Source organism: Streptomyces sp. NPDC005195 (assembly GCF_040608315.1).
Taxonomy (GTDB): domain Bacteria; phylum Actinomycetota; class Actinomycetes; order Streptomycetales; family Streptomycetaceae; genus Streptomyces; species Streptomyces kaempferi.
Map to the genome: position 1 here is coordinate 56,027 of NZ_JBEXHZ010000032.1, position 10,551 is coordinate 66,577.

Below are 10,551 nucleotides of genomic sequence, written 5' to 3' on the forward strand. Positions count from 1 at the left end.
GTCAAGCAGGACACGATCGACCGCGGGCAAGGGGCACCGGGCGAGCTGACGAGCGCGGAGCGGGAGGACCTGCTTCGGCTGCGGCAGCAGAACCGTGAGCAGGCCGAGACGCTCGAGGTGCTGCGAAAAGCAGCGGTCTTCTTCGCCAGGGAGAGCGATCGATGAGCGAGGTGTACGCGTTCATCGAGGCGGAGAAGACCACCCACAGCGTTGCTCTGCTGTGCCGGCTGCTGAAGGTGGCGCTCCTCCTTCTACACATGGCCGGCCGACGAGAAGGCGCGCACGGCGAGGGAGGCCGCCGACGACGCCCTGGCACGAGATCCTGGCTGAACCTCGCAACCCGCGAGATCGTCGGCTACTCGATGGCCGACCAGCACCGTGCCTCCCTGGTCGTGGTCGCATTGCGGATGGCTGCCGGACGCGGTCGGCTCCAGCCGTGACGCATCGCGCATGCGGTCCGCGGCTGCGAATACACGTCCGACGAACTCCAGCGCGCGATAAGCCGGTTGGGACTGCGGCAGAGCATGGGTCGCACCGGCTCGTGCTTCGACGACGCCGCCGCCGAGTCCTTCCTCGCCGCACTCAAAGAGGAGATCGGCACCCGTCAATGGCCGGACCGGGCCAGCGCCTCCTCGGAGATCTTCGCGTTCATCGAGACCTTCTATCACCACCAGCGCCTGCGCAGGCATCCGGTCTGGGGCTACCTCAACCCACTGGAGACCTGACAGCGACACGGGCAAGGACAAGCCCTCGCAGCGCAGGCAGAGAGTCTCCAGCATCACGGGGAAAGTTCAGTCATCCCTTTTCACCGGCTCCAGAATCGCCACGCAATCCACGTGATGCGTCATCGGAAACACGTCACCTAGAGAAAGCCCGGTAAAATCGCAGGTCAAAGCCGATTTTACGGCGCTCGCCGTGCGATCGGACGCGTGGAGCGTCAAACGAGCGTCACGCCGAGCAGCGTTCGGACGCCGACGGATCCGCTGCAAGAGGCGCGTTCCCCGCCGGGCAACAGCGCCCGGCGGGGGGATCGACCGGCACGGGAGACGTTGTCCCAATCCTCTGGTCCCGGCACCAAGGTCGCGATCGGCGGCCTCGGCCACCTCGGCGTGAAGATGGCCAAGGCCATGGGTGCCGACGTGACCTTGCTGTCCCAGTCGGCGAGCAAGCGCGAGGCCGTCGCGGCCCTCGGCGCCGACCACTACGCCGTGACCGGCGACGGCAGCGCGTTCACCGAGCTGGCCAACACCTTCGACCTCATCCTCAACACCGTCAGCGCCCCGGTGTCCCTGCCCGACTACCTCAGCATGCTGCGCCTGCACGGCACCATGGTGAACGTCGGCGTGACGACCGAGCCGATGCCCGTGGACGTCTTCACGCTCTGCCAGAACGGCCGCTCCTATGTGGGGTCGCCGTTCGGCGGCATCGCCGAGACCAGGAGGTGCTCGACTTCGCCGCCGAGCACCAGGTCACGGCCGACATCGAGCTGATCGGCGCCCAGGACATCAACACTGTCCACGAGCGCATCCACGCCTCGGACGTCCAGTACCGGTTCGTGGTCGACGGCTCGGCCTTCGCCGACCCGAAGCCATGACGCGCCCGCCCCGTCCCGGCGGATGACAGCGGCACGGCCTCGCCCGTTCGCGGACCGGACGAGCGGCGGCCCCACCGGGAGAACCGGTGGGGCCGCCGCGGGCAGGCGTGTCAGCCCTCCTGCATCCCCTCGGGGATCAGGTGCGGTGCGCGGTCTCTGAAGACGCTCAGCACCTCCCGAAGCGCCTGCCCCCGCAGCTCCGGGAAGAACGCTTCGTCGATCCGGCCCTCCCGGGCCCAGATACCCGCGAGCGCCGCCGCGCACATCTGGGCCATCACGCTGCTGAAATCCTCGCGCCGCAGGATCTCGAAGATCTCCTGCTCGAACCAGGCGCCGGAGTGGTCCTCCAAGTCCAGGGCCGCGTCGAGCTGGTCCCCCTCGGGCGCCGTGGGGTCGTTGATGATCGCGAGCAACTGGACCGCCACAGGGTCGTCGGACGGTGACGTGGTCGTCATCAGCTAACCCCTCCTCTCAGAAAAGATCTTTGATGCCGTCGGCGATGCTCTCACCGACGCCGCTGCCTATGATGCCGCCCGTGATGCCGCCGACTACACCGCCGACCGCGCTGCCGACGGGTCCGAAGGCGAAGCCGATGGACGCCCCGGTCTCGGCTCCGTAGGCCGCTCCGGCCAGACCGCCGGCCAGGCCCGCCGCGTCACGCGTCGCCGTGCTGACCTTCTGGTCGCTCGGCGCCGAGGCCACGTCGTAGGCGTCGTCCGCCACCGCCGCCCCGAGCATCAGCCTGCCGCCGACCTTCACCCCGCTCTTCAGCAGGTCGATGCTGCCCGGTTTCACCCATGGCTCGTCGAGTGATGTGCGAGAGGTTCGCGTTGGGGTCGGAGGAGCCGAGGAGTGAGTCGTTCCTGGTTCCCACCTGATTCGTGAACGGATTGGTGAACCTGTAGTTGCCGCTCTGGAGGAGCCGGGCCGTGATGCGGGGCTGTTGGCTCCCGGCCTGTATGCCCGGTCTGGTGCTCGCCTGGAACTTCAGTTGGAGCATCCAGACGAAGGTAGCGTCGGCGTCGATGTAACCCCACTTCTCGACAGGGCTGTTCGGCTTCTCGGACCACCCCATGGACTTGGCCCAGCCGCGCAGGAAGGCCGCGTTGCGCTCCGTGTTGGACAGCATCTTGACCAGGTTGGTGCCGGCATGGACACCGGCGACCGTGCCGTTGACGATCACCGACGTCGCGGTACCGCCGCCCGATCCACTCTGGCCGCCACCGCCGCACGGATCGAGCAGGACGAAGTAGCAGCCGCCGCCGTGGGAACCGCTGCCGGGGAGGTACGGCGGGTCGCCGCGCTCCTGGGGGGTGCAGTACTTGATGTCGTACTGGCAGGAGTTGGGCTTGGAGCCGACTTCGAGGCCGGTCGGGTCGCTGTTGGCGACCGGGTTGTCCGCGGCGTAGGTGTAACCGCCCAGTCCTGGGGGCTGTTGGCTTCGAAGACCGGGTCGGCGCTGATGAAGCGGCCCAGCGCGGAGTCGTACTTGCGGGCGCCGACGTCCGTGTAGCCGGTGCTCGTGTCCTGCGGCTTGCCCAGGAACGAGCGGGTGGGATCGGGCCAACTGGTGCTGTTGGCGCCGGCCCGTGTCTGGCCGAATGGCGTGTACTGCTTGCGGGCGACCTGCTGGGTGGTGACGTCCATGGCCAGGGTCGCCGTGCCGTGGTCGTCGGTGAACAGGTACTTCACTCCGCCGCCCGACAGGCTGGAGCGCACGGCGACGGGCAGGCTGCTGCCACCGCCGTGGGTGTGGCTGCGGACCGCGCCGAGGACGACGTTCGAGGTGACGGCCGTATTGACGACGATCTCGGTGTCACCGGCGAACAGGGTGGTCTGGGTCGGGTCGCGCCGGATGAGCTGGTTGCCCCCGGCGTCGCACAGGTACTTGGTGGCCGTCGGAGCCGGTCCGGTGGTGTCGACCTCGGCCAAGTGGCCCTCGTCGTCCCAGGTCAGGCCCCTGACCGACACCACCGGAGGCGCCGACCCGACGCACTTCGTCTACGACACCGCGGGCAACCTCCTCACCCGCACTCCCGTAAGCGGTCACGGCCAGAGCATGACCTGGACGATCAACTAGGTGATGCCCCATCAGAACGAGCGTCAAATGAGCGTCAAGACACCTCGGCGAGCATCATGCCAGCGTCAAGATTCCGCCCGTAACGCCCACACCGCACATAATGCGCACCCCCCGAACCCACAGCTCAGTCGTCCTTCTTCACCGGTTCAAGGATCGCCACGCACTCCACATGATGCGTCATCGGGAACAAATCGAACGCCCTCAGCGTCCGCACCTTGTACCCCCCGTCACGGAAGTACGCGATGTCGCGGGCCAGTGCCGCAGGGTCGCAGGCCACGTACGCGATCTTTCGGGCGCCCAGGGACGCCAGGTGCTCCACCGTCTTCTTGCCGGCGCCCGCGCGGGGCGGGTCGAGGACGATGAGGTCGACCTCGGTGATGCCGGTGCGCGGGAGGTCCGTCTCGACCTTGCCCTGTTCGATCCGGACGCGGTCGAAGGCGGCGAGGTTGTGGCGGGCGTCCTCGACCGCGCGCTTGCCGGACTCCATGCCGAGGACCGCGCCCTTGTCGCCGAGGCGGTCGGCGAGGGCGCCGGCGAAGAGGCCGACGCCGCAGTACAGGTCGAGGGCCATGTCGCCCTTGCGCGGCAGCAGGCCCTGCATGACGGCCTTGACGAGGGTGTCGGCGGCCATGGGGTGGACCTGCCAGAAACCGCCGCTGCCGACGCGGTAGGTGCGGCCGTCGGCCCGCTCGCGCACGAACGCGCGGCCGTGGACGCGGTGGATGCCGCCGTCCTGCTCGGCGACCCGCATCACGGAGACCGGCTTGTCCAGTTCTACGAGGGGCAGCCGGGCGCCCGGCTGCGGCTCCAGGATGACCATGCGGTCCTGGGATCCCGTCGCGGCGATCACGTCGACGGACACCATGCCGGACCAGTCGCGCTCCTCGATGCCGAGTTCGGTGACGCCCTCGGCGGCGATCATGCAGCGCTCGATGGGCTCGACCTCGTGCGAGCGGTGCCGGCGCAGTCCGGCGTTGCCGTCGGCGTCGACGGCGTACTGGAGACGGGTGCGCCAGGCCGGGACCTCGCCGGCGGGCAGCTTGTCGCCCTCCGCGGGCATCACGGTGCCGTCCCAGCCGGCCTCTTCGGGGGTGAGCCCCGCGAGACGCTGCAGCTGCTCGGCGACGACCTCGCCCTTGAGGCGGCGCTGCGCGCCCGGCTTGGCGTGCTGCCAGTCGCAGCCTCCGCAGCGGCCGGGACCGGCGTACGGGCAGGGCGCCTCGACGCGGTCCTTCGAGGGGTCCAGGATCTCGACGGCGTCGGCACGCAGGAAGCGCGCGCCCTCCTCACCCTCCGTCACGCGTGCGACGACACGCTCACCGGGCAGGGCGTGCCGGACGAAGAGAACCTGGCCCTCGGTCGTACGGGCGATGCAGTGCCCGCCGTGCGCGACGGGACCGATCTCCACCTCGTACTCGTCCCCCACCAGCGACTTCTTCGGTTCTGCCTGCATGGTGGGGTGACTCCAGGTGCGAAAGGGGGGTGACACGGGGGACAGGATCGGGGGTCTCGGCCACCCCCGCGGACGGGAACGGCCGGACAACAGCCCACCAGTCTACGTGGACCGTGCCCGGCCGTTCGACACGAGTGCGTCAGCCCTTGGGAGTGCTGGACTCCTTCGGCCGCTCCTCCGCAGGCCCCCGGCGCACCGCGCCCGGCGCGTTCCAGTCCTGGCGCCTGCGGGCCCGCTGCTTCGCGGCCTCGGAGGACTCCAGCTGATAGGGCACGGAGGTCACCATCACACCGGGCGTGAACAGCAGCCGGCCCTTGAGGCGCAGCGCGCTCTGGTTGTGCAGCAGGTGCTCGTACCAGTGGCCGACCACGTACTCGGGGATGATGACGGAGACCACGTCGCGCGGCGATTCCCTGCGCAGGCCCTTCACGTACTCGATGACCGGCCGGGTGATCTCGCGGTACGGGGAGTCGAGGACCTTCAGCGGTACCGTGATGCCGCGCCGCTCCCACTCCTCGCGCAGGGCCTTCGTCTCGGCCGGGTCGACGTTGACGCTGAGCGCTTCGAGGGTGTCCGAGCGCATCAGCTTGGCGTAGGCGAGGGCGCGCAGGGTCGGGCGGTGGATCTTGGAGATCAGGACGACGGAGTGGACGCGGGAAGGGCGCACGCTGTCGTCGGAGGGGCCCTCGGGGGCGGCGATCTCCTCGGCGACCCGGTCGTAGTGCTTACGGATCGCGCTCATCGTCGCGTAGAAGATCATCATGCCGAGCAGGGCGACCCAGGCGCCGTGCGTGAACTTGGTGACCAGGACGACGACGAGCACCAGGCCGGTGAAGAACGCCCCGAAGGTGTTGATGGCCCGGGAGCGGATCATGTGGCTGCGCTTGGCCGGGTCCTTCTCGGTGCGCAGATGGCGGTTCCAGTGCCGGACCATGCCGGTCTGGCTGAGCGTGAAGGAGACGAAGACGCCGACGATGTAGAGCTGGATGAGCCGCGTCGAGTCCGCGCCGTAGATGACCACCAGCAGGGTCGCCGCGCCCGAGAGCAGCACGATGCCGTTGGAGAAGGCGAGGCGGTCGCCGCGGGTGTGCAGCTGGCGCGGGAGGTAACGGTCCTGGGCGAGGATCGAGCCGAGCAGCGGGAATCCGTTGTACGCGGTGTTCGCCGCGAGGAACAGGACCAGCGCGGTGGCCGCGGCGAGCACGATGAACAGGAAGCTGCCCTTGCCGAAGACGGCCTCGGCCACCTGGGAGATCACCGGGTTCTGGACGTAGCCGGAGCCGATCGGGACGCCGTTGTGAATCAGGTCGGAGGCCGGGTTCTCGGCCATCCGGACCTTGGTCGTCATGGCCAGCGCGATGATCCCGCAGAACATGGTGACGGCGAGCAGGCCCATCGCGGCCAGCGTGGACGCGGCGTTCTTGGACTTGGGCTTGCGGAAGGCCGGGACGCCGTTGGAGATGGCCTCGACGCCGGTCAGCGCGGCGCAGCCGGAGGAGAAGGCGCGCAGCAGCAGGAAGACGAGCGCGAAGCCCGCGAGACCCTGGTGCTCGGCCTTGATGTGGTAGTCGGAGGTCGGCGCGCGCATGGTGTCGTTCAGGACGAGCCCGCGGAAGGCGCCCCACGCGATCATGATGAAGACGCCCGCCACGAAGACGTACGTCGGGATCGCGAAGAGCTTCCCGGACTCCTTGACCCCGCGCAGGTTCATCAGGGTGAGCAGCACGATGACGACGACGGCGCAGAGCACCTTGTGCTCGACGACGAAGGGGATGGCGGAGCCGAGGTTCTCGATGCCGGACGCGATCGACACGGCGACGGTGAGCACGTAGTCGACGAGGAGCGCGCTGGCGACGGTGAGGCCGGCCCGGGGGCCGAGGTTGGTGTTGGCCACCTCGTAGTCGCCACCGCCGCTGGGGTACGCGTGCACGTTCTGGCGGTACGACGCCACGACCGTGAACATCAGCACGACGACCGCGACCGCGATCCAGGGGCTGAAGTGGTAGGCCGACACGCCCGCGATGGAAAGGACCAGGAGCACTTCTCCGGGGGCGTACGCCACGGAGGAGAGCGGGTCGGAAGCGAAGACGGGGAGTGCGATGCGCTTCGGCAGGAGCGTCTCTCCGAGCCGATCACTGCGCAGTGCGCGCCCGATCAGGATCCGTTTGGGCACGTCGGTCAGTTTGGACACGCAGAGGATCGTAAGCGTTCGAACGGGGGGTCGCCCACCCGCCGTCCCGCATCACCTCAGCTTCCCCTCGCCATCTGCTCTCCGAGTGAAAACGGGGACGGGTCCCGTTGCGGATTCCGCACATCCGAGAGTCGCATGCCTATATGACGAAGTTCCCTTTTTGTCCAGTTATGGAGGTCCCATGCACGCGACCGCGCAGCTCATCGGCGCCGCCGCAGGACTCGTCGGCCTCGGAATCCTGACCCTGGTCAGCGTGCGCAGCATCAGCCGGCGCTGAACGGGGTGAGCGGAGGGACGGATTCCGTTCACAGTGTGGTTCTCGTCTCTTTTCCCGGACTTTCCCGAAGTGTGACCCGACCCTGCTCGGTTTCCCGGCCCCTCCCTTCCTTCCGGCGCCCTCCGTTCCCCTTGTTCCTTTCCCGCCCGCGCCCCGCTCGCGCCCCGCTCGCGCCCCGCCCGCGTTCCTCCCGCGTCCCGCCCGCGTTCCTCCCGCGCGTCCTCGCCCCACGGCAGGAGCTCCGTTCCCTTGGCCGGTTCAGGTCGTTGTCCGGGGTATGGACGCTCCCGACAACGCCCCGGCCGAGACGACCGGCGACCGGCGCCAGGGCGCCCCGACAGCCCCGCCGACCGCGACAGCCCCGCTCGCCCCGGCCGTCCCAGCCACCCCGGCCGGCCCGACGACCCTCGCCGCCCCGGCGGTATCCGCGGCTTCGGTGACCTCCGTGACCTCGGCGACCCCGGCGACCTCCGTGGCCTCGGCACCGGCACGCTCCCCCATGGCCTGGGTGGTGCCCCCAGGTCTGCCGCCCCGCCCGGCGCACCCCGGCGCGTAGGGCCCCGGGAAGACCCCGCGACGTACGCCGGCGGGACCCCGGCCGGGATCGGGGCAGTGGATACCCGCATCGATGAGGGCAAGACCGCGGTTGCGCCTTAAGCTCGTTCCCGGCAACGCCGCATGCCGTTGCCTCGTGAGGGCCCGGCAGACTGACAGAGAAGAGTGAGCAGGGTGTTTTCGCAGGTCAGCGGGATGACCAGGACTGCGGGGTTGGGCTAGGTGCACATCGTCATCATGGGCTGCGGCAGAGTGGGTTCCGCTCTCGCCCAGACCCTGGAGCAACAGGGGCACACGGTCGCGGTGATCGACCAGGACCCCACCGCCTTCCGACGGCTCGGCTCCGGTTTCGGCGGCCGCCGTGTCACCGGAGTCGGCTTCGACCAGGACACCCTGCGCGAGGCGGGCATCGAGGAGGCCGGCGCCTTCGCCGCCGTGTCCAGCGGGGACAACTCGAACATCATCGCCGCCCGGGTCGCCCGGGAGATGTTCGGCATCGAGAACGTAGCGGCACGCATCTACGACCCGCGCCGCGCCGAGGTCTACCAGCGCCTGGGCATCCCGACCGTCGCCACCGTCCGCTGGACGGCCGACCAGATGCTGCGCCGCCTGCTGCCGTCGGGCGCCGAACCGCTGTGGCGCGATCCCACCGGTGGGGTGCAGCTCGCCGAGGTGCACGCCTCCGCCGCCTGGGTCGGCCACAAGATCAGCCGTCTCCAGGACGAGACCGGCGTGCGGGTGGCCTTCCTGACCCGGCTGGGCGAGGCGATTCTGCCCACCTCGCAGACAGTGCTGCAGGAGGGCGACCTCGTGCACGTGATGATGCGCACGGACGACGTCGAAAAGGTCGAGGCCTCGTTCGCCGAGGGCCCCGAAGAGGAGAGCGGTCACTGATGAGGGTCGCCATTGCCGGCGCCGGCGCCGTGGGCCGCTCGATCGCGGGCGAGCTCCTGGAGAACGGCCACGAGATCCTGCTGATCGACAAGGCGCCGACCGCCATCTCGGTCGAGCGCGTCCCACAGGCGGAGTGGCTGCTCGCCGACGCCTGTGAGATCACGTCCCTGGACGAGGCGGCACTGCAGCGCTGCAACGTGGTCATCGCGGCCACCGGTGACGACAAGGTCAACCTGGTCGTCTCGCTGCTCGCCAAGACCGAGTACGGGGTGCCGCGCGTCGTCGCCCGGGTCAACAACCCGAAGAACGAGTGGCTGTTCAACGAGGCGTGGGGCGTCGACGTCGCCGTCTCCACCCCGCGCCTGATGTCCGCTCTCGTGGAGGAGGCGGTGAGCGTCGGCGACCTGGTCCGGCTGCTGCGCTTCAGCCACGGTGACGCGAACCTGGTCGAGCTGACCCTCCCGCCGGAGTCGGCCCTGGCCGGCACACAGGTGGGTGACGTGGAGTGGCCCCAGGACACCTCCCTGGTCACGATCATCCGCGGCACCCGGGTCCTCACCCCTTCCCAGGAGGACTCCCTGGAGGCGGGCGACGAGCTCCTCTTCGTGGCCGCCCAGGCCCGCGAGGAGCAGCTGGAGGACCTGCTCTCGGTCCGCCGCGAGGACGCGCCGAACTAGCCCGGACCCCTGACCGGTGAAGCCTCCGCGGGACACCCGCGGAGGCTTCACCGGTCTCCTCAGAACCTCTGGAGATCGTCGGCCGCCGGGCTGTACGGCAGGGCGAAGGGCAGACCCAGGTCGCCGGCAGCAGCGCCCCGAGCCAGGTGTCCCGCAGACCGTCGCGCCCCGTCTGCGCGGCCCGCAGCGCGCCCTCCCACACGAAGCCGGCCTTCCGGGCGACCGCCCACGAGCCACGGTTGCCCGCCTCCGCCCGCCACTCCAGACGCTGCACGCCCAGCTCGGTGAAAGCCCACCGCGCCAGCGCGGCGACGGCCTCCGTCGCATAGCCCCGGCCCCGGTGCTCCGCCACGGTCCAGTACCCGATGCCCCAGATGTCGGCCTGCCGGTGCACGTTGACGGACGCCACGAGGGTGCCGTCGCCCTCGTCCCGCCGCTCCACCGCGAAGTGGTACATCGAGTCGTCGCGCCAGCCCCGCGGCACCAGCGCCCGCAGGTAGAAGGCGGCGTGCCGGCGCTCGTAGGGCGTGGGGAAGTCCGTCCACCGCGCGATCTCGGGGTCCTGACAGGCGGCGACGAGCGCGTCCTCGTCACGCGCGTCGTGCGGGCGGATCAGCAGACGCTCCGTGGTGAGCGAGACAGGTTCCATGAGCGGCGATTGTGACGCCCGCCCCGCCGCGCGGCCATCGAATTCCCCCGATGGTCGGACACGCGGCGGGGCGCACCGGTGCGGGACGGGAGCGCCCGGATACGAGTGTGCTGCCCGCGTTCCCCCTGCTGCTGCCGCTGGCCCGGGCGCTGGTGCGGACGGCAAGAGCCCGGCTCCGGTG

General features: G+C 69.8%; 13 protein-coding genes and 1 pseudogene. 8 read left to right on the plus strand and 6 right to left on the minus strand.

Features of this window, described 5'->3' with window-relative positions:
* Positions 1-161: 161 nt before the first annotated feature.
* The 4 genes from ABZV34_RS26690 (at position 162) to ABZV34_RS26705 (ending at position 1,594) form a co-directional block, all read left to right on the plus strand.
* A complete protein-coding gene (locus ABZV34_RS26690) occupies positions 162-440 on the plus strand; it encodes a hypothetical protein (RefSeq protein ID WP_356281560.1) in 279 nt (92 codons plus the stop codon).
* 84 nt (positions 441-524) lie between these two features.
* Complete coding sequence (locus ABZV34_RS26695) at positions 525-725, plus strand: hypothetical protein (RefSeq protein WP_356281563.1); 201 nt, start codon at positions 525-527, stop codon at positions 723-725.
* A gap of 324 nt (positions 726-1,049) precedes the next feature.
* Positions 1,050-1,490, plus strand: coding sequence for a zinc-binding dehydrogenase (locus ABZV34_RS26700; protein ID WP_356281565.1), 441 nt, complete (start codon positions 1,050-1,052; stop codon positions 1,488-1,490).
* Positions 1,442-1,594, plus strand: a complete 153-nt coding sequence (locus tag ABZV34_RS26705) for a hypothetical protein (protein ID WP_356281568.1) — start codon at positions 1,442-1,444, stop codon at positions 1,592-1,594. The genes ABZV34_RS26700 and ABZV34_RS26705 overlap by 49 nt, the downstream gene beginning before the upstream one ends.
* Positions 1,595-1,704: 110 nt before the next feature.
* Here ABZV34_RS26705 and ABZV34_RS26710 read toward each other — a convergent pair whose 3' ends face one another.
* From ABZV34_RS26710 to ABZV34_RS26720, 3 genes are all read right to left on the minus strand, one after another.
* Positions 1,705-2,049 carry a hypothetical protein gene (locus ABZV34_RS26710; protein ID WP_356281571.1) on the minus strand — a complete coding sequence of 115 codons (345 nt, stop codon included), beginning with the start codon at positions 2,047-2,049 and terminating at the stop codon, positions 1,705-1,707.
* Between the two features lie 16 nt (positions 2,050-2,065).
* Positions 2,066-2,389 carry a hypothetical protein gene (locus ABZV34_RS26715; RefSeq protein ID WP_356281574.1) on the minus strand — a complete coding sequence of 108 codons (324 nt, stop codon included), beginning with the start codon at positions 2,387-2,389 and terminating at the stop codon, positions 2,066-2,068.
* A gap of 384 nt (positions 2,390-2,773) precedes the next feature.
* On the minus strand, positions 2,774-3,526 hold the full coding sequence (locus ABZV34_RS26720) for an RHS repeat-associated core domain-containing protein (protein WP_356281577.1): 753 nt from the start codon (positions 3,524-3,526) through the stop codon (positions 2,774-2,776).
* Between ABZV34_RS26720 and ABZV34_RS26725 the strand changes: the two genes are divergently transcribed.
* The gene (locus tag ABZV34_RS26725) at positions 3,507-3,674 is read left to right on the plus strand and encodes a hypothetical protein (protein ID WP_356281580.1); all 168 of its coding nucleotides are present in this window, start codon (positions 3,507-3,509) and stop codon (positions 3,672-3,674) included. The genes ABZV34_RS26720 and ABZV34_RS26725 overlap by 20 nt on opposite strands.
* A 124-nt stretch (positions 3,675-3,798) precedes the next feature.
* On the opposite strand, the gene ABZV34_RS26730 is transcribed toward ABZV34_RS26725, so the two are convergent.
* Positions 3,799-5,127, minus strand: a complete 1,329-nt coding sequence (locus ABZV34_RS26730; RefSeq protein ID WP_356281583.1) for a class I SAM-dependent RNA methyltransferase — start codon at positions 5,125-5,127, stop codon at positions 3,799-3,801.
* A gap of 139 nt (positions 5,128-5,266) precedes the next feature.
* Entirely contained in the window at positions 5,267-7,318 is a 2,052-nt protein-coding gene (locus ABZV34_RS26735; protein WP_356281585.1) for an APC family permease, read from the minus strand.
* A gap of 554 nt (positions 7,319-7,872) precedes the next feature.
* Here ABZV34_RS26735 and ABZV34_RS26740 point away from each other — a divergent pair.
* From ABZV34_RS26740 to ABZV34_RS26750, 3 genes are all read left to right on the plus strand, one after another.
* Entirely contained in the window at positions 7,873-8,151 is a 279-nt protein-coding gene (locus ABZV34_RS26740) for a hypothetical protein (RefSeq protein WP_356281588.1), read from the plus strand.
* Positions 8,152-8,372: 221 nt separating this feature from the next.
* Positions 8,373-9,044 (plus strand): TrkA family potassium uptake protein, encoded by a 672-nt coding sequence (locus ABZV34_RS26745; protein WP_054237133.1) that lies wholly within the window; start codon positions 8,373-8,375, stop codon positions 9,042-9,044.
* Positions 9,044-9,721, plus strand: a complete 678-nt coding sequence (locus ABZV34_RS26750) for a TrkA family potassium uptake protein (protein WP_148010917.1) — start codon at positions 9,044-9,046, stop codon at positions 9,719-9,721. The genes ABZV34_RS26745 and ABZV34_RS26750 overlap by 1 nt, the downstream gene beginning before the upstream one ends.
* A 259-nt stretch (positions 9,722-9,980) precedes the next feature.
* On the opposite strand, the pseudogene ABZV34_RS26755 reads toward ABZV34_RS26750, so the two are convergent.
* Positions 9,981-10,370: pseudogene (locus ABZV34_RS26755) on the minus strand (GNAT family N-acetyltransferase); the annotation flags it as partial.
* Positions 10,371-10,551 lie beyond the last annotated feature (181 nt).